Below are 22597 nucleotides of genomic sequence, written 5' to 3'. Positions count from 1 at the left end.
CCCCGGGGCCCGGCACCGCTTCCGGTCGGCCGTGCTGTCGGTGCCCGCCAGTAGGGTGGGAGGCATGGCAGACCCCTCCAGCTACCGCCCCAAGCCGGGTCAGATCCCCGACTCCCCGGGGGTCTACAGATTCCGCGACGAGCACCGCCGGGTGATCTACGTCGGCAAGGCCAAGAACCTCCGTCAGCGCCTCGCCAACTACTTCCAGGACCTGGCCTCGCTCCACCCGCGCACGCGCACCATGGTGACCACGGCCGCCTCGGTGGAGTGGACGGTCGTCTCCACCGAGGTCGAGGCCCTCCAGCTGGAGTACTCCTGGATCAAGGAGTACGACCCCCGGTTCAACGTCAAGTACCGCGACGACAAGAGCTACCCCTACCTCGCGGTCACGCTCAACGAGGAGTTCCCGCGCGTCCAGGTCATGCGCGGGGCCAAGAAGAAGGGCGTCCGCTACTTCGGCCCGTACGGACACGCCTGGGCGATCCGCGAGACGGTCGACCTGATGCTGCGGGTCTTCCCGGTCCGCACCTGCTCCGCCGGCGTCTTCAAGAACGCCGCCCGGACCGGCCGCCCCTGCCTCCTCGGCTACATCGGCAAGTGCTCGGCCCCCTGCGTCGGCCGCGTCTCCCCCGAGGAACACCGCGCCCTGGCCGAGGAGTTCTGCGACTTCATGGCCGGCCGCACCGGCTCGTACATCCGCCGCCTGGAGAAGGAGATGATGGCGGCCGCCGAGGAGATGGAGTACGAGCGGGCGGCCCGGCTCCGCGACGACGTGGAGGCGCTCAGGCGTGCCATGGAGAAGAGCGCCGTCGTCCTCGCCGACGCCACCGACGCCGACCTGATCGCACTCGCCGAGGACGAGCTCGAAGCCGCCGTCCAGATCTTCCACGTGCGCGGCGGCCGGGTCCGCGGCCAGCGTGGCTGGGTCACCGACCGGGTCGAGAACGTCGGCACCCAGGGCCTGGTCGAGCACGCCCTGCAGCAGCTCTACGGGGAGGAGACCGGCGACGCCGTGCCCAAGGAGGTCCTCGTCCCGGCCCTCCCGGAGGACCCGGACGCGGTCTCCCAGTGGCTCGCGGACCGCCGCGGCTCCCAGGTCAGCCTGCGCGTCCCGCAGCGCGGCGACAAGAAGGACCTCATGGCGACGGTCCAGCGCAACGCCCAGCAGGCCCTGGTGCTGCACAAGACCAGGCGCGCCTCCGACCTCACCACCCGCTCGCGCGCCCTGGAGGAGATCGCCGAGGCGCTCGGCCTCGACACCGCCCCGCTGCGCATCGAGTGCTACGACATCTCCCACCTCCAGGGCGACGACGTGGTCGCCTCCATGGTCGTCTTCGAGGACGGCCTCGCCCGCAAGAGCGAGTACCGCCGCTTCCAGATCAAGGGCTTCGAGGGCCAGGACGACGTCCGGTCGATGCACGAGGTGATCGGCCGCCGCTTCCGCAGGTACCTCCAGGACAAGGAGCGCGACGGCGAGTGGGAGCAGGCCCCCGAGTCCACCCCCGTACCGCCGGATTCCGCCCCGGCCGGCACCGAGCCGCGTGAGGACGACGGGCGGCCCAAGCGCTTCGCCTACCCGCCCCAGCTCGTCGTGGTCGACGGGGGGCAGCCCCAGGTCGCCGCGGCCCGGCGCGCCCTCGACGAGCTCGGCATCGACGACATCGCCGTCTGCGGCCTCGCCAAGCGCCTCGAAGAGGTCTGGCTGCCCGATGACGACGACCCCGTCGTCCTGCCCCGCTCCAGCGAGGGCCTCTACCTCCTCCAGCGCGTCCGTGACGAGGCCCACCGCTTCGCGATCACGTATCAGCGCGCCAAACGGGCCAAACGGATCCGTTCCAGCCCCCTGGACGCGATCTCCGGCCTCGGCGAAACCCGGAAACAGGCGTTGATCAAGCATTTCGGCTCCGTGAAGAAGCTGAAGCAGGCGACAATCGACGAGATCTGCGAGGTTCCGGGGATAGGCCGCAGGACGGCGGAATCAGTGGCCGTCGCCCTCGCCTCGACCGCCCCGGCCACGCCCGCCGTGAACACGGCGACAGGAGAGATCATTGAAGAGGACGACGGGGGCAGCACGCCATGACCGAGCGTGAGCGCGACACCGCACACGAGCAAGCAGTCGAGCACGACGGCACCGACCGAACAGACGGAGCACCACACGTGAGTACGGGCACCACGATCGAGACCGGCGACGGGAACGCGGCCATTCCCGAGCTGGTGATCATCTCGGGGATGTCGGGCGCCGGCCGCAGCACCGCGGCCAAATGCCTGGAGGACCTCGGCTGGTTCGTCGTCGACAACCTGCCGCCCGCCCTGATCCCCACCATGGTCGAGCTCGGCGCCCGCTCGCAGGGCAATGTGGCCCGGATCGCCGTCGTCGTCGACGTCCGCGGCCGCCGCTTCTTCGACAACCTCCGCGAGTCCCTCGCCGACCTGGACACCAAGCACGTCACCCGGCGCATCGTCTTCCTGGAGTCCTCCGACGACGCCCTGGTCCGCCGCTTCGAATCGGTCCGCCGCCCGCACCCCCTCCAGGGCGACGGCCGGATCGTCGACGGCATCGCCGCCGAGCGCGACCTGCTGCGCGAGCTGCGCGGCGACGCCGACCTGGTGATCGACACCTCCAGCCTCAACGTCCACGAGCTGCGCGCCAAGATGGACGCCCAGTTCGCCGGCGACGAGGAGCCGGAGCTGCGCGCCACGGTGATGTCCTTCGGCTTCAAGTACGGGCTGCCGGTCGACGCCGACCTGGTGGTCGACTGCCGCTTCCTGCCCAACCCGCACTGGGTCCCCGAGCTGCGCCCCTTCACCGGGCTCAACGAGGAGGTCTCCGCCTACGTCTTCGACCAGCCGGGCGCCAAGGAGTTCCTCAACCAGTACACCGAGCTGCTCCAGCTCATCGCCGCCGGATACCGCCGCGAGGGCAAGCGCTACGTGACCATCGCGGTCGGCTGCACGGGCGGCAAGCACCGCTCGGTCGCCATGTCCGAGAAGCTGGCGGCCCGGCTCGCCACCGAAGGCATCGAGACCGTCCTCGTCCACCGGGACATGGGGCGCGAGTGACCAGCCGCAATCTGCGCCTGCGGCGGCTGCGCAGAGCCACCTCCGCGCTGTCCGGCCGCAAGCGCGGCGCCCAGCCCAAGGTCGTCGCCCTCGGCGGCGGCCACGGGCTGTCCGCCTCCCTCGCCGCGCTCCGGCGGATCACCGGCGACCTCACCGCGGTGGTGACCGTCGCCGACGACGGCGGCTCCAGCGGCCGCCTCCGCGAGGAGCTGGGCGTCCTGCCCCCGGGCGACCTGCGCAAGGCGCTGGCCGCCCTCTGCGGCGACGACGACTGGGGCCAGACCTGGTCCCGGGTCATCCAGCACCGCTTCCAGTCCCGGGGCGACCTGCACGAGCACGCCGTCGGCAACCTGCTGATCGTCGCCCTGTGGGAGCAGCTCGGCGACCCCGTCCAGGCACTCGACCTGGTCGGCAGGCTGCTCGGCGCGCACGGCCGGGTGCTGCCGATGTCCGCCGTGCCGCTGGAGCTCCAGGCGCTGGTCCGCGGGCACGACCCGGCCCGCCCCGACGACGTGGACACCGTGCGCGGCCAGGCCACCGTGGCGCTCACCCCCGGCGAGGTGCAGTCCGTCCAGGTCGTCCCGCACGCCCCGCCCGCCGTCCCCGAGGCGGTCGAGGCGGTCCTCGACGCCGACTGGGTGGTGCTCGGCCCGGGGTCCTGGTTCTCCTCGGTCATCCCGCACCTGCTCGTCCCCGAACTGCTCGACGCGCTCGTCGAGACCAAGGCCCGCAGGGTGCTCTCGCTCAACCTCGCTCCGCAACCGGGTGAAACTGATGGCTTCTCCCCGCAGCGTCATTTGGAGGTTTTGGGACGACACGCCCCTAAACTCGCCCTGGACGTGGTGCTGGCCGACGAAGCCGCCGTGCCCGACCGTGAGTCCCTCGCCGATGCCGCCAAGCGGCTCGGCGCCGCGGTCGAGCTGGCGCCGGTGGCCTCACCCGACGGCGTTCCGATTCATGATCCGGAGCTGTTGGCCGCCGCGTACGACCGTATTTTTCGGATGCATGGAAGGATCGGCCCATGGCGATGACGCAGGCGGTGAAGAGCGAAATCTCTCGGCTTCCTGTCACCCGGACGTGCTGCAGGAAGGCAGAGGTCTCGGCGATTCTTCGGTTCGCGGGCGGGCTGCACCTGGTGAGCGGTCGGATCGTGATCGAGGCGGAGCTGGACACCTCGATGGCGGCGCGGCGGCTCAAACGGGACATCCTGGAGATCTTCGGGCACAGCTCGGAGCTGATCGTGATGGCCCCCGGCGGGCTGCGCCGCAGCTCCCGCTACGTCGTGCGCGTCGTGGCGGGCGGCGACCAGCTGGCCCGGCAGACCGGGCTGGTGGACGGCCGGGGCCGCCCCATCCGCGGGCTGCCCCCGCAGGTGGTCTCGGGGGCGACCTGCGACGCCGAGGCCGCCTGGCGCGGGGCCTTCCTCGCCCACGGCTCGCTCACCGAGCCGGGCCGTTCCTCCTCCCTGGAGGTGACCTGCCCCGGCCCGGAGGCGGCACTCGCCCTGGTCGGCGCCGCCCGGCGGCTCTCCATCGCGGCCAAGGCCCGCGAGGTACGCGGGGTGGACCGCGTGGTGGTCCGGGACGGGGACGCGATCGGCGCCCTGCTCACCCGGCTCGGCGCCCATGACTCGGTGCTGGCCTGGGAGGAGCGGCGGATGCGCCGCGAGGTCCGCGCCACCGCCAACCGCCTGGCCAACTTCGACGACGCCAACCTGCGCCGCTCCGCGCGGGCCGCGGTCGCCGCCGGCGCCCGGGTCGGCCGAGCCCTGGAGATCCTCGGCGAGGAGGTGCCCGAGCACCTCGCGGCGGCGGGCCGGCTGCGCATGGAGCACAAGCAGGCGTCCCTGGAGGAGCTGGGCGCGCTCGCCGACCCGCCGCTGACCAAGGACGCGGTCGCCGGACGGATCCGCCGCCTGCTGGCGATGGCCGACAAGCGGGCCCAGGACCTGGGCATCCCGGGCACCGAATCCACCCTCAGCGAGGAGCTCGCGGACGGCCTGGTGAGCTGATCCGGAAGGGGGTCCCGACCGGCCCCGCGCCGGTCGCACGGGCGCCCCGCAGAAGCTGACGTTGCGTAATCACCGCTGCGTGCGCGGATGGATGGCGAAGGTCCGTACTCCTACCGAGGAGTACGGACCTTCGCCGTTCCGACGGCCCCGTTCGATGTCACCCCGGGGGCCTCGGAGAGGTAGGGTCGGAGGCGGTCGGGGACATCTCATACAACTCGCCGGGGTGAGAATCCCGCGTATTCAACGAGGAGATCGGTTCGTGACGATCCGCGTAGGCATCAACGGCTTCGGTCGCATCGGCCGCAACTACTTCCGCGCGTTGCTGGAGCAGGGTGCGGACATCGAGATCGTGGCTGTCAACGACCTGGGTGACACCGCGACCACGGCCCACCTGCTGAAGTACGACACGATCCTCGGCCGCCTCAAGGCAGAGGTCAGCCACACCGCCGACACCATCACCGTCGATGGTCACACGATCAAGGTGCTCTCCGAGCGCAACCCGGCCGACCTCCCCTGGGGCGAGCTGGGCGTCGACATCGTCATCGAGTCGACCGGCATCTTCACGAAGAAGGCCGACGCCGAGAAGCACCTCGCCGGCGGCGCCAAGAAGGTCCTCATCTCGGCCCCGGCCAAGGGTGAGGACATCACCATCGTGATGGGCGTCAACCAGGACCAGTACGACGCGGCCAACCACCACGTCATCTCCAACGCCTCCTGCACGACCAACTGCGTCGCGCCGATGGCCAAGGTCCTCGACGAGAACTTCGGCATCGTCAAGGGCCTGATGACAACGGTCCACGCGTACACGAACGACCAGCGGATCCTGGACTTCCCCCACTCCGACCTGCGCCGCGCGCGTGCCGCCGCGGCCAACATCATCCCCACCACCACCGGTGCCGCCAAGGCCACCGCCCTGGTGCTCCCGCAGCTGAAGGGCAAGCTGGACGGCATCGCCATGCGCGTCCCGGTCCCGACCGGTTCGGCCACCGACCTGGTCGTCGAGCTCCAGCGCGAGGTCACCAGGGACGAGGTCAACGCCGCGTTCAAGAAGGCCTCGGAGGACGGTGACCTCAAGGGCATCCTCTTCCACACCGAGGACCCGATCGTGTCGTCCGACATCGTCGGCGACCCGGCGTCCTGCACCTTCGACTCGTCGCTGACCATGGTTCAGGACGGGACGTCGGTGAAGGTCCTCGGTTGGTACGACAACGAGTGGGGCTACTCCAACCGTCTCGTCGACCTGACCGTCTTCGTCGGCGCCCGGCTCTGACCGTCGAACCGGCAGGTACCTCGATGTGAGCACGGGGCTCGAACAGCGCAACGTCGCGCCGTTCGGGCCCCGTGGCATGCTCTCCCGCTCTCCAAGGAGTCCAGCAAGATGAAGACGATCGATGAACTGATCGCCGAAGGGGTCACCGGCAAACGCGTGTTCGTGCGTGCCGACCTCAACGTGCCGCTGAGCGGCACCACCATTACCGACGACGGCCGTATCCGCGCCGTCGCACCGACCGTGAAGAAGCTGGTCGCGGCCGGCGCGCGGGTCGTCGTCGCCTCGCACCTGGGCCGTCCCAAGGGCGCCCCGGACCCGGCCTTCTCGCTGGCGCCCGCCGCCGCTCGGCTCGGTGAACTCATCGGGACCGACGTCGCGTTCGCGACCGACACGGTCGGCGAGTCGGCCCGCGCCACGGTCGCCGCACTGGGCGACGGTCAGGTCGCCGTCCTGGAGAACCTGCGCTTCAACCCGGGCGAGACGTCCAAGGACGACGCCGAGCGCGGCGCGTTCGCCGACCGGCTCGCCGAACTCGCCGACCTGTACGTGGGCGACGGCTTCGGTGCCGTGCACCGCAAGCACGCCTCGGTCTTCGACCTCCCGGCCCGCCTCCCGCACGCCGCCGGCGATCTGATCGCCACCGAGGTCGGCGTCCTGAAGAAGCTCACCGAGAACGTCGAGCGCCCGTACGCCGTGGTGCTCGGCGGCTCCAAGGTCTCCGACAAGCTCGGCGTCATCGACCACCTGCTGGAGCGCGCCGACCGCATCCTGATCGGCGGCGGCATGGCGTACACCTTCCTCAAGGCCCAGGGCCACGAGGTCGGCAGCTCGCTCCTCCAGGAGGACCAGATCCCGGCGGTGCTGGAGTACCTCAAGCGCGCCGAGGACCGGGGCGTGGAGTTCGTCCTCCCCGTCGACGTCGTGGTCTCCGAGCAGTTCCCGGACCTGAAGGCCAAGGCCCCGACCGAGCACCGCACGGTGCCCGCCGACGCCATGCCGGCCGGTTTCATCGGCCTGGACAACGGCCCCGAGACCAACAAGCTGTACGCCTCGAAGCTCGCCGACGCCGCCACCGTCTTCTGGAACGGCCCCATGGGCGTCTTCGAGCACCCCGACTACGCGCAGGGCACCCGGGCCGTCGCCCAGGCCCTCGTCGACTCCCCGGGCTTCAGCGTGGTCGGCGGTGGCGACTCCGCCGCCGCCGTCCGCACCCTGGGCTTCGACGAGAACGCGTTCGGACACATCTCGACCGGTGGCGGTGCCAGCCTCGAATACCTCGAGGGCAAGACGCTCCCCGGCCTCGCCGCACTGGAGGACTGACCTTTCATGACTGCTACTGCCCATGGCCGGACCCCGCTGATGGCGGGCAACTGGAAGATGAACCTCAACCACCTGGAGGCCATCGCCCACACCCAGAAGCTCGGCTTCGCACTGACCGACAAGGACTACGACGCCGTCGAGGTCGCCGTCCTGGTGCCCTTCACCGACCTGCGGTCCGTGCAGACCCTGGTCGAGGGCGACAAGCTGAAGATCAAGTTCGGCGCCCAGGACATCTCGGCGCACGACTCCGGCGCGTACACCGGTGAGGTCTCCGGCCCGATGCTCGCCAAGCTCCGCTGCGCCTATGTCGCGGTCGGCCACAGCGAGCGCCGCCAGTACCACGGTGAGACCGACGAGCTCTGCAACGCCAAGGTGAAGGCCGCCTTCAAGCACGGCCTGACCCCGATCCTCTGCGTCGGCGAGGGCCTGGACGTCCGCAAGGCCGGTGACCAGGTCTCCTACACCCTCGCGCAGCTCGACGGGGGCCTGAAGGACGTACCGGCCGAACAGGCCGCGTCCGTCGTGATCGCGTACGAGCCGGTCTGGGCCATCGGCACCGGCGAGGTCGCCACCCCGGAGGACGCCCAGGAGGTCTGCGGTGCGATCCGCGGCCGGCTGGCCGAGCTGTACTCCCAGGAGCTGGCCGACGGTGTCCGCATCCAGTACGGCGGCTCGGTGAAGTCCGGCAACGTCGCCGCGATCATGGCGCAGCCCGATGTCGACGGCGCTCTGGTCGGCGGTGCCGCGCTGGACGCCGACGAGTTCGTCAAGATCGTCCGCTTCCGCGACCAGTGAGTATGCGGTAGCGCCGATCCGTCGTACTCTTGCGGGGGCCGTGGAGGGAGCAGCCTTCCGGCCCCCGCCGTTCGCACATGCAGTCCAGAGGAATTCCGGAAAGTAGGGACCAGCCGTGATTTTGGCGTTCGAGATCGCCCTGATCGTCTTCAGCCTGCTGCTGATGCTGCTGGTGCTGATGCACAAGGGCAAGGGCGGCGGCCTCTCCGACATGTTCGGCGGCGGCATGCAGTCGTCCGTCGGCGGCTCCTCGGTCGCCGAGCGGAACCTCGACCGCATCACCGTGGTTGTCGGACTGGCCTGGTTCGCGTGCATTGTGGCGCTTGGTCTGCTGATCAAGTTGGACAGCTGACCCGTCGTACGCGAATCCCGGTGATGGTGTAACTCCTTTCACTGGACGCGCGTTGGGCCTTACGTAGACTGGTGCACCTTCGAGCACCATCACGCAGGGAGTTACGACCGTGGCAAGTGGCAACGCGATCCGGGGAAGCCGGGTCGGAGCGGGGCCGATGGGGGAGGCCGAGCGCGGTGAGTCCGCGCCGCGCCTCCGCATCTCCTTCTGGTGCTCGAACGGGCACGAGACCCAGCCGAGCTTCGCCAGTGACGCGCAGGTACCGGAGACCTGGGACTGCCCGCGCTGCGGCTTCCCGGCCGGTCAGGACCGGGACAGCCCCCCGGCACCGCCGCGCACCGAGCCGTACAAGACGCACCTCGCGTACGTACGGGAGCGGCGTAGCGACGCCGACGGCGAGGCGATCCTCGCCGAGGCCCTGGCGAAACTCCGGGGCGAGATCTAGAAGTTCACCGGCCGGGCACCCCCAGGGTGCCCGGCCGGGCTGCTTCCGCCGTGCCGCGCGCCGCCCGCGCCTCGCCGGTGCCCCCGATCAATTAGGTTGGGAGGCGCAGCGGGGCAACTGCAGGCACGAGAAGAAGTGGGCTGATTTCCGGGATGAACACACCTAGCCGAACCAGGCTCGACCAGACGCCCGAGTGGACCGCACTGGGCAAGCACCGCGAACAGCTCGGCACCACCCACCTGCGGGAGCTCTTCGCGGCCGATCCGGAGCGCGGCACCGGATACACCCTCCGCGTCGGCGATCTGTACGTCGACTACTCCAAGCACCTGGTCACCGACGAGACGCTGCGGCTGCTGCGCGCGCTCGCCGCGGCCACCGACGTGGCGGGGCTGCGGGACGCCATGTTCCGCGGCGAGAAGATCAACACCACCGAGGACCGCGCGGTCCTGCACACCGCGCTCCGCGCCCCGCGCGACGCGGTGATCGAGGTCGACGGCGAGAACGTGGTGCCCGGTGTGCACGCCGTGCTCGACCGGATGGCCGACTTCTCCGACCGGATCAGGTCGGGGGAGTGGACCGGCCACACCGGCAGGCCCATCCGCAACATCGTCAACATCGGCATCGGCGGCTCCGACCTCGGCCCCGCCATGGCGTACGAGGTGCTGCGCTCCTTCACGGACCGGGAGCTGACCTTCCGCTTCGTGTCGAACGTCGACGGTGCCGACCTCCACGAGGCGGTGCGCGACCTCGACCCGGCCGAGACGCTCTTCGTCATCGCCTCGAAGACCTTCACCACGATCGAGACGATCACCAACGCCACCTCCGCCCGCGACTGGCTGCTCACCGGCCTGCGGGCCGGCCAGGACGCGGTCGCCAAGCACTTCGTGGCGCTCTCCACCAACGCGGAGAAGGTCGCCGGGTTCGGCATCGACACCTCCCACATGTTCGAGTTCTGGGACTGGGTCGGCGGCCGCTACTCCTACGACTCGGCGATCGGGCTCTCCCTGATGATCGCCATCGGCCCGGACCGCTTCCGCGAGATGCTCGACGGCTTCCACCTCGTCGACGAGCACTTCCGCACCGCGCCGCCCGAGGAGAACGTCCCGCTGCTGATGGGGCTGCTGGGCGTCTGGTACGGGGCGTTCTTCGACGCCCAGTCGCACGCCGTGCTGCCGTACAGCCACTACCTGTCGAAGTTCACCGCGTACCTCCAGCAGCTCGACATGGAGTCCAACGGCAAGTCCGTCGACCGGGACGGCAACCCGGTCGACTGGCAGACCGGCCCGGTGGTCTGGGGCACCCCCGGCACCAACGGCCAGCACGCCTACTACCAGCTGATCCACCAGGGCACCAAGGTCATCCCGGCCGACTTCATCGGCTTCGCCGAGCCGGTCGCCGACCTGCTGCCCGGCCTGGTCGCCCAGCACGATCTGCTGATGGCCAACTTCTTCGCCCAGACCCAGGCGCTGGCCTTCGGCAAGACGCCGGAGGAGGTGCGCGCCGAGGGCGTCGCCGAGGAGCTGGTGCCGCACAAGACCTTCCGGGGCAACCACCCGACGACGACGATCCTCGCCGACCGGCTGACCCCGTCCGTCCTCGGCCAGCTGATCGCGCTCTACGAGCACAAGGTCTTCGTCCAGGGCGCCGTCTGGAACATCGACTCCTTCGATCAGTGGGGCGTCGAGCTCGGCAAGGTCCTCGCCAAGAAGATCGAGCCGGTGCTCACCGGCGCCGAGGAGGGCGAGCGGCTGGACAGCTCGACCGCCGCGCTGGTCCGCGCCTACCGGGCCCGCCGGGGGCGCTGAGCCGATGACCACGGGGGAGGGGACGGTGCGGCTGCGGCCGCCGCGCAACATGCTGGACCCGAGGGCCGTGTGGTGGTGGCGGACCCGGTGTCTGCTGCTGACGGCGGCCCCGGTGGCGGTGCTGGCCGTACTGGGCCTGCTCATCGGGCCGGCCCGGTTCTGGCTGCTGCTGCCCGCCGCGATCCTCGTCGTGCTCGGCGCCTGCGGCACCGTCCTCCTCCCCTTCTGGTGGTACCGGACCCACCGCTGGGAGGTCACGGAGGAGGCGGTGTACGTCCGGACCGGCCTCCTGAGGCAGGAGTGGCGGATCGCCCCGATGTCCCGGATCCAGACCGTGGACACCGTGCGCGGACCGCTCGAACAGCTCTTCCGGCTCGCGACGGTCACCGTGACCACCGCGTCGGCCAGGGGCGCGATCCGCGTCGGGGGCCTCGACCACACCACGGCGGCCGAGCTGGCCGAGCGGCTGACCAGGATCACCCGGTCCACCCCCGGGGACGCCACATGACCTCCGAGACGGCGGAGACCGGTACCACCGACCTCCCCGCCACCGGCTGGTGTCCGCTGGACCCGCGCGCCGTCCTGGTCGGCGCGCTGGTCATGGCCGGGGTGGTGGCCGGCGCGGCCGTGCCCACCACGCTCGGCCTGGCCGGGCGGCTGGGAACCCCCGCCGCCGTCGCCTGGGTCGTCGCCGGGGCCGTCCTGCTCATCGGCTCCGTGGCGGCCGGCGAGTACGTGCGCTGGCGCCGCACCCGCTACCGGATCGGTGCCGAACGGGTCGAGCTCCACACCGGCCTCTTCCTGGTCAAGAAGCGCTCCCTGGCCCGCGAGCGGATCCGCAGCGTCGACCTCACCGCCCATCCGCTGCAACGGGTGCTCGGTCTGGTCACCGTCCGCATCGGCACCGGCGAGCAGGCCGGCCACGACTCCACCCTGGAGCTGGACCCGGTCGCCCGCCCCGAGGGCGAACGGCTCCGCCGCGCACTGCTGGAGCGTACGGCCGGAACCGCCCCCGGCTCCCCCCGCGAGGGCCGCCTCGCCACCCTGGACCCGCGCTGGATCCGCTACGCGCCCGTCTCCTTCGTCGCCCCCGCGCTCGGCGGTGCGGCGGCCGGGAGCGTGATGCAGGTCAGCGACTGGTTCGGCGCCCAGCGACAGGTGATCGCCTGGGTCGGCGACCGGTTCCGGGACACCTCGGTCCCCGTCATGATCCTCGTCCTCGTCCTGGCCGCGGTGGCCGCCGGGGTGGTCGGCGCGCTCGGCCTCTGGGTCGAGATGTGGTGGAACTACCGGCTGGAGCGGGAGCCCGGCGGCACGCTGCGCGTCCGGCGGGGGCTGCTGACCTCCCGGTCCGTCTCCATCGAGGAGCGGCGGCTGCGCGGCGTCGACGTGGTGGAACCGCTCGGCGTCCGGGCCCTGGGCGCCGCCCGCGTCGACGCGATCACCACCGGCCTCGCCAAGGACGAGGAGGAGCGGCACGCCGACCGGAACACCCTGCTCCCCGCCGCGCCCCGCCGGGTCGCCGACGCGGTCGCCGCCGACGTGCTCCGCCGGACGGACTCCCCGACCGGGGCCCCGCTGACCGCACACCCCCGGGCGGCCCTCGGCCGCAGGCTCCGCCGGGCGCTGTGGGCCGTCGCCGTCCCGGCGGCCCTCCAGGCCGTGCTGGGCGCGGTGCTGACGCCGGTGCTGCTCTGGACCGCGCTCGGCTGGATCACCGTCGCGCTCCCCGTCGGGCTGCTGCTCGCCCGGGACGCGTACCGGAGCCTGGGGCACACCCTCAGCGGCGACCACCTGGTGGTGCGCTCGGGCACGGTGCGGCGCTCGACCGCCGCGCTGGAGCGGGCCGGGATCATCGGCTGGACGGTCCGCCGGACCTACTTCCAGCGCCGGGCCGGAGTGCTGAGCGTCACCGCGACCACGGCCGCCGGATCGGGCGCGTACACGGCGTACGACACGGACGCGGGCGAGGGCCTCGACTTCGCCGCCCGCGCCGTCCCCGGCCTGCTGGAGCCCTTCCTGGAGCGCGTCCCGCCCACCCCGTGACGCCGCGGGCCCGGCCCGCTCCGAGGAGCGGACCGGGCCTGGTGCCAAGCGGGGTGACGGTATGTCAGGGCGAGGCGGGCGGGTAGAGCGCGCGCGGCAGCCGGGAGGCCGCCGCCGCGTCCAGCAGCCACAGAGTGCGGCTGCGCCCGTACGCACCGGCCGCCGGGGCCTGGATCTCCCCGGCACCCGAGAGCGCGATCTCCGCGGCCTCCGCCTTGTCCTCGCCCGCGGCCAGCAGCCACACCTCGCGCGCCGCCCGGATCGCGGGCAGCGTGAGCGAGATACGGGTGGGCGGCGGCTTGGGGGCGCCGTGCACACCGACGACGGTGCGCTCGGTCTCCCGCACCGCGGGCAGCTCCGGGAAGAGCGACGCGACATGGGTGTCCGGGCCGACGCCCAGCATCAGCACGTCGAACGTCGGCACCGGGCCGTGGTCCTCGGGACCGGCCGCGGCGGCCAGCTCCTCGGCGTACGCGGCCGCCGCCGCGTCGGCGTCGTTGCCCCACGGGCCGTTCGAGGCGGGCATCGCGTGCACCCGGGACGGGTCCAGCGCCACCGCGTCCAGCAGGGCCTCGCGGGCCTGCGTGACATTGCGCTCCGGATCGCCCTCCGGCAGGAAGCGCTCGTCGCCCCACCACAGGTCCAGCCGCGACCAGTCGACCGCGTCCCGGGCGGGCGCGGCGGCGAGCGCGGCCAGCAGGCCGTTGCCGTTGCGCCCGCCGGTGAGGACCACCGAGGCACGGCCGCGGGCGGCCTGGGCGTCCACGATCCGGGTGATCAGCCGGGCCGCGGCCGCCTGGGCCATCAGCTCCTTGTCGCGGTGCACGACGAGCTGCGGGGTGTTCACTTGGCCGCCGCCTTCTTGGCCGCGCTCTTCTTCGCGGGGGCCGGGGCGGCGGCCTCGGCCTCGGTCGGCTTCGGCTCCGGCTCCGGCCGCCCGCCGAGCTTGTCCACACCGAACTTGACCGTGGCCGCGTAGGTGTTGTCCGGGTCGAGCCGGCGCAGCTCCTCGGCGAGCAGCTCCGATGTCTCCCGCCGCTTGAGCGCCACCGCGCGGTCCGGCTGGCCCTGCATGGAGAGCGTGGCCAGCGAGCCGTCGGGGCGGTCCAGGACGATGACGCCGTTCTTGGTCTCCATCCGTACGGCCGTCAGACCGGGACCGGCGGAGACGGTGCGCTCCACCGGCACCTGGAGCCGGTCGGCGAGCCACATGGCGAGCAGCTCGCAGCTCGGGTTCTCCGACTCGCCCTCGACGGTCGCCGAGACGACCTGGACCTGCTGCTGGTCGAGCGCGGCCGCCAGCATCGAACGCCACGGCGTGATGCGGGTCCAGGCCAGGTCGGTGTCGCCCGGGCTGTACGCGTCGGCGCGGACCGCCAGCTCGCTGCCCGGGTGCTCCGCGGCGTACGCGTCGGTGATGCGGCGCTGGGCGAGCGCGCCCAGCGGGTCCTTGGCCGCATCGGCGGGCGCGTCCTGGGGCCACCAGACCACGACCGGGGCGTCCGGCAGCAGCAGTGGCAGGACCACCGACTGGGCGTGGTCGACCAGCTCGCCGTGGAGGCGCAGGACGACCGTCTCGCCGGTGCCCGCGTCGGAACCGACCCGCACCTCGGCGTCGAGCCGGGCGTCCCGCCGGCTGCGCGCCGACCGGCTGACCCGCTTGATCACCGCGATGATCCGGGAGGGGTGCTCGCGCGAGGCGTCACCGGCCGACTTGAGCGCGTCGTACGCGTTCTCCTCGTCGGTGACGATGACCAGGGTGAGCACCATGCCGATGGCCGGGGTGCCGATGGCCCGGCGCGCCGCGACCAGCGCCTGGTTGATCTTGCTGGAAGTGGTCTCCGTGAGATCGATCTTCATGGCCGGCGCCAGCTCCGTCCGTCTCGTGCGAGCATCTCGTCGGCCTCGGCCGGACCCCAGGTGCCCGCCGGGTACTGGGCGGGCTTGCCGTGCTTGTCCCAGTACTCCTCGATCGGGTCGAGGATGTTCCAGGAGAGTTCGACCTCCTGGTGCCGGGGGAAGAGGTTGGCGTCGCCGAGCAGCACGTCGAGGATGAGCCGCTCGTACGCCTCCGGGCTGGACTCCGTGAAGGACTCGCCGTACGCGAAGTCCATCGTGACGTCCCGGACCTCCATCGAGGTGCCGGGCACCTTGGAGCCGAACCGCACGGTCACGCCCTCGTCCGGCTGGACCCGGATGACCAGCGCGTTGCCGCCCAGCTCCTCGGTGGCACCGGACTCGAAGGGCAGGTACGGGGCCCGCTTGAAGACGACCGCGATCTCCGTGACCCGGCGGCCGAGCCGCTTTCCGGTACGGAGGTAGAACGGCACGTCCGCCCAGCGGCGGTTGTTGATCGTCAGCTTGATCGCGGCGTAGGTGTCGGTCTTCGACCTGGGGTCGATCCCGTCCTCCTCCAGATAGCCGAGGACCTCCTCGCCGCCCTGCCAGGCGTGCGCGTACTGCGCGCGCACCGTGTGCTTGCCCAGGTCCTCCGGCAGCTCGACGGCCGTGAGCACCTTCAGCTTCTCGGCGACCAGGGCCTTCGGGTGGAAGGAGCCGGGCTCCTCCATCGCGGTCAGCGCCAGCAGCTGGAGCAGGTGGTTCTGGATGACGTCACGGGCGGCGCCGATCCCGTCGTAGTAGCCGGCCCGGCCGCCGATGCCGATGTCCTCGGCCATCGTGATCTGGACGTGGTCGACGTACGACCTGTTCCAGATCGGCTCGAACATCGTGTTGGCGAACCGCAGCGCCAGGATGTTCTGGACCGTCTCCTTGCCCAGGTAGTGGTCGATGCGGAAGACCTCGTTGGGCGGGAACACGTCGTGCACGATCCGGTTGAGCTCCTGCGCGCTCTTCAGGTCGTGGCCGAAGGGCTTCTCGATGACGGCACGCCGCCAGGAGCCCTCCTTCTGGTCGGCGAGTCCGTGCTTCTTGAGCTGCTGGACGACCTTGGGGAAGAACTTCGGCGGCACGGACAGGTAGAAGGCGAAGTTGCCTCCCGTGCCCTGCGCCTTGTCCAGCTCCTGGATCGTGGTCTTCAGCTGCTCGAACGCCTCGTCGTCGTCGAAGTTGCCCTGGACGAAGCGCATCCCCTGGATGAGCTGCTGCCAGACCTCCTCACGGAACGGCGTACGGGCGTGCTGCTTGACGGCGTCGTGGACCTCCTGCGCGAAGTCCTCGTCCTGCCACTCGCGGCGGGCGAACCCGATCAGGGAGAAGCCCGGCGGCAGCAGACCGCGGTTGGCCAGGTCGTACACGGCCGGCATCAGTTTCTTGCGGGACAGGTCGCCCGTGACGCCGAAGATCACCAGACCCGACGGCCCCGCGATGCGCGGGAGCCGTCGGTCCTGGGGGTCACGAAGCGGATTGGCTCCGAGAACACCGGACAAGGTGGTCAGCCCTCCGAAGGGGCGAGGCGCTTGAGCTCCGCCTCGGTCGAGTTGAGCAGGTCGATCCAGGCCGCTTCGAACTTCTCGACGCCCTCGTCCTCCAGGAGCTGGACGACGTCGTCGTACGAGATGCCGAGCTTCGCCACGGCGTCCAGCTCGGCGCGGGACTGCTCGTAGCTGCCGGTGATGGTGTCGCCGGTGACCCGGCCGTGGTCGGCCGTGGCCTCCAGGGTGGCCTCGGGCATGGTGTTGACGGTGCCGGGGGCGACCAGGTCGACCACGTACAGGGTGTCCTTGTACGCGGGGTCCTTGACACCGGTCGAGGCCCACAGCGGGCGCTGCTTGTTGGCGTGCGCCTTGTCGAGGGCGGCCCAGCGGTCCGAGGAGAAGACCTCCTCGTACGCCTGGTAGGCGAGCCGGGCGTTGGCGAGGGCCGCCTTGCCCTTGAGGGCCTTGGCCTCGTCGGTGCCGACGGCGTCGAGCCGCTTGTCGATCTCGGTGTCCACCCGGGACACGAAGAAGGAGGCCACCGAGTGGATCCGGGACAGGTCCAGGCCCGCGGCCTTCGCCTTCTCCAGGCCCGCCAGGTAGGCGTCCATGACCTCGCGGTAGCGCTCCAGCGAGAAGATCAGCGTGACGTTGACGCTGATGCCCTTGCCGATGACCTCGGTGATCGCCGGGAGACCGGCCTTCGTCGCCGGGATCTTGATGAGCGTGTTGGGCCGGTCCACCAGCCAGGCCAGCTGCTTGGCCTCGGCGACGGTGGCGGCGGTGTGGTGGGCCAGCCGGGGGTCGACCTCGATGGAGACCCGGCCGTCCTGGCCCTCCGTGGCCTCGAAGACCGGGTGCAGGATGTCGGCCGCGTCCCGTACGTCCGACGTGGTGATCATGCGGATCGCCTCGTCGACGGTGACCTTGCGGGTGGCGAGGTCGGTGAGCTGCTGCTCGTACCCGTCGCCGGAAGAGATCGCCTTCTGGAAGATCGACGGGTTCGTGGTGACGCCCACGACGTGCTGCTGGTCGATCAGCTCGGCGAGGTTGCCGGAGGTGATCCGCTTGCGCGACAGGTCATCGAGCCAGATCGCCACGCCCTCGTCGGAGAGGCGCTTGAGTGCGTCTGTCATGAGAAATGCATCTCCTACTAGTCGTATAACGGCGTCAGCGCGTGGCTGCCGCGAGAGATTCCCGCGCCGCGGCGGCGACGTGCCCGCCGGTGAAGCCGAACTCGCGGAAGAGGACCTTGGCGTCGGCCGAGGCGCCGAAGTGCTCCAGCGAGACGATCCGGCCCGCGTCGCCCACGTAGCGGTACCAGGTCAGGGCGATCCCGGCCTCCACCGCCACGCGCGCCTTCACGGACGGCGGCAGCACGCTGTCCTTGTACGCCTGGTCCTGCTCCTCGAACCACTCGACCGACGGCATCGAGACCACCCGGGTCGGGATGCCGGCCGCCTGGAGCTCCTCGCGCGCCTCCACGGCGAGCTGCACCTCGGAGCCCGTACCGATCAGCAGGACCTGCGGAGCCGTGCTCCGCCCGTCGGCCCCTTCGGCCTCGAAGAGCACGTAACCGCCCTTGGCCGCGTCCTCGTTGACCGGGTACGTCGGTACGCCCTGGCGGGTCAGCGCCAGACCGTGCGGGGCGCCCTTGCCGAACACCTTGGTGTAGCGGCGCAGGATCTCCCGCCAGGCGACGGAGGTCTCGTTGGCGTCGGCCGGGCGGACGATGTTCAGCCCCGGGATGGCGCGCAGCGAGGCCAGGTGCTCCACCGGCTGGTGGGTCGGGCCGTCCTCGCCGAGACCGACCGAGTCGTGCGTCCACACGTACGTCACCGGCAGGTGCATCAGCGCGGACAGCCGCACCGCGTTGCGCATGTAGTCGGAGAACACCAGGAAGGTGCCGCCGTAGATGCGGGTGTTGCCGTGCAGCGCGATGCCGTTCATGGCCGCGGCCATGGCGTGCTCGCGGATGCCGAAGTGGATCGTGCGCCCGTACGGGTCCGCGCCCGGCAGCGGGTTGTCCGCCGGGAGGAACGACGACGTCTTGTCGATCGTGGTGTTGTTCGAGCCCGCGAGGTCGGCGGAGCCGCCCCACAGCTCGGGGACGATCGCACCGAGCGCCTGGAGCACCTTGCCCGAGGCGGCCCGGGTCGCGACACCCTTGCCCGGCTCGAAGACCGGGAGCGCGTCCTCCCAGCCCGCGGGCAGCTCGCCGGCCGAGATCCGGTCGAACGCGGCGGCGCGCTCCGGGTTGGCGGTGCGCCAGGCGGCGAAGCCCTTCTCCCATTCGGCCCGCACCTCGCGGCCGCGGTCCAGCGCCTGACGGGTGTGCGCGATGACCTCGTCGGCGACCTCGAAGGTCTTCTCCGGGTCGAAGCCGAGGACCCGCTTGGTGGCGGCGACCTCCTCGTCGCCCAGCGCCGAGCCGTGCGCGGCCTCGGTGTTCTGGGCGCCCGGCGCCGGCCAGGCGATGATCGAACGGGCCGCGATGAACGACGGGCGCTCCGTCTCGGCCTTGGCCGCCTGGAGCGCGGCGTACAGACCCGCCGGGTCCAGGTCGCCGCTGGGCAGCTGCTCGACGCGCTGGACGTGCCAGCCGTACGCCTCGTACCGCTTCAGGGTGTCCTCGGAGACCGCGGTCTCCGTGTCGCCCTCGATGGAGATGTGGTTGTCGTCCCAGAGCAGCACCAGATTGCCGAGCTTCTGGTGGCCGGCCAGCGAGGACGCCTCCGCGGAGATGCCCTCCTGGAGGCAGCCGTCACCGGCGACGACCCAGATCATGTGGTCGAAGGGGGAGGTGCCGGGGGCCGCGTCCGGGTCGAAGAGGCCGCGCTCGTAGCGGGCGGCCATCGCCATGCCCACGGCGTTGGCGACACCCTGGCCCAGCGGGCCGGTGGTGGTCTCGACGCCCGTGGTGTGGCCGTACTCGGGGTGGCCCGGGGTCTTCGAGCCCCAGGTGCGGAATGCCTTGAGGTCGTCCAGCTCCAGGCCGTACCCGGCCAGGTAGAGCTGGATGTACAGGGTCAGGCTGCTGTGCCCCGCCGAGAGCACGAACCGGTCGCGCCCGGTCCAGTCGGCGTCGGCGGGGTCGTGCCGCATCACCTTCTGGAAGAGGGTGTACGCGGCGGGAGCCAGGCTCATGGCCGTACCGGGGTGTCCGTTCCCGACCTTCTGTACGGCGTCCGCGGCGAGGACACGCACGGTGTCCACGGCCCGCTGGTCCAATTCGGTCCACTGGAGATCTGTGGTGATCGGCTTGGTGCTCACCCTGAGTCAGGGCTCCTCTCCACTGTCGTAAACCGGTGACTGAGACCGCACCGGGCGTTGTCGAGCCTACCCTCGCCGGAACGCGCCCTTTCCGCTGCTTTCCAGGGTGCGGGCGGCCCGGGGAGTTCGCCTCCCGGATGAGCACGGGGGGTCACTTCCGAGCTGTCCGGGCAGGTCCCGCCACCCGCGCGGGGGCGCCGCCCCAACACGAGCCACCCCCGCGAAGAACGGCGTGTCCCCAACGTCTACAGTGGTCTGGTTCGCGCAAGTCTTTACCGGGCCCTCACGCCCGGAGCTTGCTGGGATTTCTCTGTCAGGGGTGTGCGTGACGGCCGTCGAGTCCCGACCCGCAGGGGTCGCCTTGACTCCCAGCCCAGGGGGCCATCGCCCGTTCGGGGCCCGTGTCAAGGCGTTCGTGGCGCTGACCAAGCCGCGGATCATCGAGCTGCTGCTGATCACCACCGTTCCGGTGATGTTCCTCGCCGCCCAGGGCGTGCCGAACCTCTGGCTCGTCCTCGCCACCACCGTCGGCGGGTACCTCTCGGCGGGCGGCGCCAACGCGCTGAACATGTACATCGACCGCGACATCGACGCGCTGATGGACCGCACCGCGCAGCGTCCGCTGGTCACCGGAATGGTCAGCCCGCGCGAGTGCCTGGCCTTCGGCATCTCCCTCGCGGTGATCTCGACGGTCTGGTTCGGCGTGCTGGTCAACTGGCTGTCCGCCTGGCTCTCGCTCGGCGCGCTCCTCTTCTACGTCGTGGTCTACACGATGCTGCTGAAGCGCCGGACCGCGCAGAACATCGTCTGGGGCGGGATCGCGGGCTGCATGCCGGTCCTCATCGGCTGGTCCGCCGTGACCAACTCGATGTCCTGGGCCGCGGTGATCCTCTTCGCCGTCATCTTCTTCTGGACGCCGCCGCACTACTGGCCGCTCTCCATGAAGGTGAAGGAGGACTACGCCCGGGTCGGCGTCCCGATGCTGCCGGTGATCGCCTCCAACAGGGTGGTGGCCCGCCAGATCGTCATCTACAGCTGGGTGATGGTGGCCGTCTCCCTGCTGCTCACCCCGCTGGGCTACACGGGCTGGTTCTACACCGCGGTGGCGCTGGCCACCGGCGGCTTCTGGCTCTGGGAGGCGCACGGCCTGCAGAACCGCGCCAAGGCCGGGGTGACCGGGGCCAAGCTCAAGGAGATGCGGCTGTTCCACTGGTCGATCACCTATGTCTCGCTGCTCTTCGTCGCCGTGGCGGTCGACCCCTTCCTCAGGTAGTCCCGCTCCTGGTCCCCGTCGATGGGCGGGGTACGTGGCCCAGCCCACGTACCCCGCCCATCGCGCGTTCCCCTACCCGTCGGTAGCATCCTGACCATGGCTGAGACGGGTGACACCCAGGTGGAGAGCGGCAAGCAGGCGGCCCGCGCGGAGCGCAGGGCGGCGAAGCTCGCCAAGGAGATCGGTGCCTTCGCCGAGGCGCACGGCGGAGCGGAGGGGCAGCTCGCCTACCTCGGGCAGATGGGCGCCCGCATCGTGCTGGTGGGCGAGGACGGCGGCTGGGGCGATCTGGTCGCCCCCTCGTACGCGATCGCCGAGAGCGCCACCCGCAAGGCCGGGATCACGATGCACGAGTCCTTCGACGGGGACTTCGCGGCGAAGGTCCGCACCGGCCCGTACGAGTGGACGCGGATGGCCGGCATCCAGGTCGGCGGCCCCGCCAACCCCGCCTGACACCCGCCCCGCGCGACGAGAAGAGCCGGACGGTTCCCGAGAGGGGAAACCGTCCGGCTCTTCTCGTCGTGAAGGGGGCCGTACGGGTCAGCCGGCCGCCGCGGGCTCCGGCTGATCGGCCGCCGGTCCGGGCACCGCCACGGGGGCCGAGGGACGCTCGCGCAGCGACAGGAGCACCCGTACGACGGCGATCCACACCAGGCACGAGCCCAGCATGTGCAGGCCGACCAGGATCTCCGGCGTGTCGGTGAAGTACTGCACGTAGCCGATCACGCCCTGCGCCATCAGGACGAGGAAGAGGTCGCGGGCCCGGTGCCGGGGCCCGACGGGCGCGTCGACGGCCTTCAGGACGAACCAGAGCGCCACGGTCAGCGCCACCACGGCCCAGGCCAGGTCGGCGTGGAGCTGGGCGATCATCTTCCAGTCGATCGGGATGCGGTGCACGTCGCTGGAGTCGCCCGCGTGGCGCCCCGCGCCCGTCACGACCGTACCGACCGCGACCAGCAGCCCCGAGACGCCCGCGAGCAGCCAGGCCAGCTGGGAGACCGCCTTGCCGACCAGCGGTCGGGGAGCCTCGTCGCCCTCGCCGACCCGCTGCCAGGTCACCATCGCGACGGTGATCAGCGCCGTGGAGAGCAGGAAGTGCGCGGCGACGGTGTACGGGTTCAGCCCGACCAGCACCACGATGCCGCCGAGCACCGCGTTGCCCATGACCACCCAGAACTGGAGCCAGCCGAGCCGGGTCAGGGAGCGGCGCCAGGGCTTGGCCGAACGGGCGGCGATGATCGCCCACCCGACGGCCGCGCACAGCACGTAGGTCAGCATCCGGTTGCCGAACTCGATGACGCCGTGGAAGCCCATCTCGCTCGTGGCCGTCAGGCTCTCGTCGGTGCACTTGGGCCAGGTGGGGCAACCGAGGCCGGAACCGGTCAGCCGCACCGCGCCTCCGGTCACGACGATGATCACGGCCATGACGACGGCCGACATGGCCGCACGCCGGACCGTACGGGGGGACGGCGTCCACCGCTCGGCGATGTACTGGAGGGGATTCCGCACGGCTTGAGCGACTTCGGCTCGGGTCAGCTTGGGCACGCGCACCATCGTAGGCGGAGGCTTG

Annotated in this window: 20 protein-coding genes; 14 read left to right on the top strand and 6 right to left on the bottom strand. The window is 71.2% G+C overall.

The genetic code is table 11. The features are described 5' to 3' along the window. Positions 1-64: 64 nt before the first annotated feature. The 12 genes from uvrC to ACWC97_RS25925 all read left to right on the top strand — a co-directional run bounded on the left by uvrC (position 65) and on the right by ACWC97_RS25925 (position 13104). Complete coding sequence (uvrC, locus tag ACWC97_RS25980; RefSeq protein ID WP_352275027.1) at positions 65-2080, top strand: excinuclease ABC subunit UvrC; 2016 nt, start codon at positions 65-67, stop codon at positions 2078-2080. After that, positions 2077-3060 (top strand): RNase adapter RapZ, encoded by a 984-nt coding sequence (gene rapZ, locus ACWC97_RS25975; protein ID WP_352275028.1) that lies wholly within the window; start codon positions 2077-2079, stop codon positions 3058-3060. Before uvrC ends, rapZ begins: the two co-directional genes overlap by 4 nt. Continuing rightward, entirely contained in the window at positions 3057-4091 is a 1035-nt protein-coding gene (locus tag ACWC97_RS25970; RefSeq protein ID WP_450651859.1) for a gluconeogenesis factor YvcK family protein, read from the top strand. The genes rapZ and ACWC97_RS25970 overlap by 4 nt, the downstream gene beginning before the upstream one ends. Continuing rightward, positions 4082-5071, top strand: coding sequence for a DNA-binding protein WhiA (whiA, locus tag ACWC97_RS25965; protein ID WP_352275030.1), 990 nt, complete (start codon positions 4082-4084; stop codon positions 5069-5071). The genes ACWC97_RS25970 and whiA overlap by 10 nt, the downstream gene beginning before the upstream one ends. A gap of 259 nt (positions 5072-5330) precedes the next feature. Next, on the top strand, positions 5331-6341 hold the full coding sequence (gene gap / locus ACWC97_RS25960; protein WP_352275031.1) for a type I glyceraldehyde-3-phosphate dehydrogenase: 1011 nt from the start codon (positions 5331-5333) through the stop codon (positions 6339-6341). 108 nt (positions 6342-6449) lie between these two features. Then, on the top strand, positions 6450-7661 hold the full coding sequence (locus ACWC97_RS25955) for a phosphoglycerate kinase (protein ID WP_352275032.1): 1212 nt from the start codon (positions 6450-6452) through the stop codon (positions 7659-7661). A gap of 6 nt (positions 7662-7667) precedes the next feature. Continuing rightward, a complete protein-coding gene (gene tpiA, locus ACWC97_RS25950; protein ID WP_352275033.1) occupies positions 7668-8456 on the top strand; it encodes a triose-phosphate isomerase in 789 nt (262 codons plus the stop codon). 115 nt (positions 8457-8571) lie between these two features. After that, the gene (gene secG, locus ACWC97_RS25945) at positions 8572-8808 is read left to right on the top strand and encodes a preprotein translocase subunit SecG (RefSeq protein ID WP_352275034.1); all 237 of its coding nucleotides are present in this window, start codon (positions 8572-8574) and stop codon (positions 8806-8808) included. Between the two features lie 109 nt (positions 8809-8917). After that, a complete protein-coding gene (locus ACWC97_RS25940) occupies positions 8918-9253 on the top strand; it encodes an RNA polymerase-binding protein RbpA (protein ID WP_266720873.1) in 336 nt (111 codons plus the stop codon). Positions 9254-9405: 152 nt separating this feature from the next. Beyond that, positions 9406-11058 (top strand): glucose-6-phosphate isomerase, encoded by a 1653-nt coding sequence (gene pgi / locus ACWC97_RS25935; RefSeq protein WP_352275035.1) that lies wholly within the window; start codon positions 9406-9408, stop codon positions 11056-11058. A 4-nt stretch (positions 11059-11062) separates the two neighbouring features. Beyond that, complete coding sequence (locus tag ACWC97_RS25930; protein WP_450651855.1) at positions 11063-11566, top strand: PH domain-containing protein; 504 nt, start codon at positions 11063-11065, stop codon at positions 11564-11566. Then, positions 11563-13104, top strand: a complete 1542-nt coding sequence (locus tag ACWC97_RS25925; RefSeq protein ID WP_450651853.1) for a PH domain-containing protein — start codon at positions 11563-11565, stop codon at positions 13102-13104. The genes ACWC97_RS25930 and ACWC97_RS25925 overlap by 4 nt, the downstream gene beginning before the upstream one ends. Positions 13105-13168: 64 nt before the next feature. On the opposite strand, the gene pgl is transcribed toward ACWC97_RS25925, so the two are convergent. From pgl to tkt, 5 genes are read right to left on the bottom strand one after another with little or no spacing between them, the layout of a single operon-like run. Continuing rightward, complete coding sequence (gene pgl, locus ACWC97_RS25920) at positions 13169-13951, bottom strand: 6-phosphogluconolactonase (RefSeq protein ID WP_450651851.1); 783 nt, start codon at positions 13949-13951, stop codon at positions 13169-13171. Next, complete coding sequence (gene opcA / locus ACWC97_RS25915; protein ID WP_450651849.1) at positions 13948-14964, bottom strand: glucose-6-phosphate dehydrogenase assembly protein OpcA; 1017 nt, start codon at positions 14962-14964, stop codon at positions 13948-13950. Before opcA ends, pgl begins: the two co-directional genes overlap by 4 nt. Then, positions 14961-16493 (bottom strand): glucose-6-phosphate dehydrogenase, encoded by a 1533-nt coding sequence (zwf, locus tag ACWC97_RS25910; RefSeq protein WP_352275040.1) that lies wholly within the window; start codon positions 16491-16493, stop codon positions 14961-14963. Before zwf ends, opcA begins: the two co-directional genes overlap by 4 nt. Before the next feature lie 5 nt (positions 16494-16498). Continuing rightward, the gene (tal, locus tag ACWC97_RS25905) at positions 16499-17617 is read right to left on the bottom strand and encodes a transaldolase (RefSeq protein ID WP_352275041.1); all 1119 of its coding nucleotides are present in this window, start codon (positions 17615-17617) and stop codon (positions 16499-16501) included. Between the two features lie 34 nt (positions 17618-17651). Then, positions 17652-19754, bottom strand: a complete 2103-nt coding sequence (gene tkt, locus ACWC97_RS25900) for a transketolase (protein ID WP_352275042.1) — start codon at positions 19752-19754, stop codon at positions 17652-17654. 319 nt (positions 19755-20073) lie between these two features. On the opposite strand from tkt, the gene ACWC97_RS25895 reads away from it, so the two are divergent. Beyond that, a complete protein-coding gene (locus tag ACWC97_RS25895; RefSeq protein ID WP_352275043.1) occupies positions 20074-21027 on the top strand; it encodes a heme o synthase in 954 nt (317 codons plus the stop codon). A gap of 96 nt (positions 21028-21123) precedes the next feature. Beyond that, positions 21124-21480, top strand: a complete 357-nt coding sequence (locus tag ACWC97_RS25890) for a hypothetical protein (RefSeq protein ID WP_352275044.1) — start codon at positions 21124-21126, stop codon at positions 21478-21480. Positions 21481-21567: 87 nt separating this feature from the next. On the opposite strand, the gene ACWC97_RS25885 is transcribed toward ACWC97_RS25890, so the two are convergent. Next, positions 21568-22581 carry a COX15/CtaA family protein gene (locus tag ACWC97_RS25885; protein ID WP_450651846.1) on the bottom strand — a complete coding sequence of 338 codons (1014 nt, stop codon included), beginning with the start codon at positions 22579-22581 and terminating at the stop codon, positions 21568-21570. Positions 22582-22597 lie beyond the last annotated feature (16 nt).

Source organism: Streptomyces sp. NPDC001108 (genome assembly GCF_053598535.1).
Note: the sequence above shows the minus strand (reverse complement) of the source record. Positions and strands in the feature narration are given on the sequence as shown.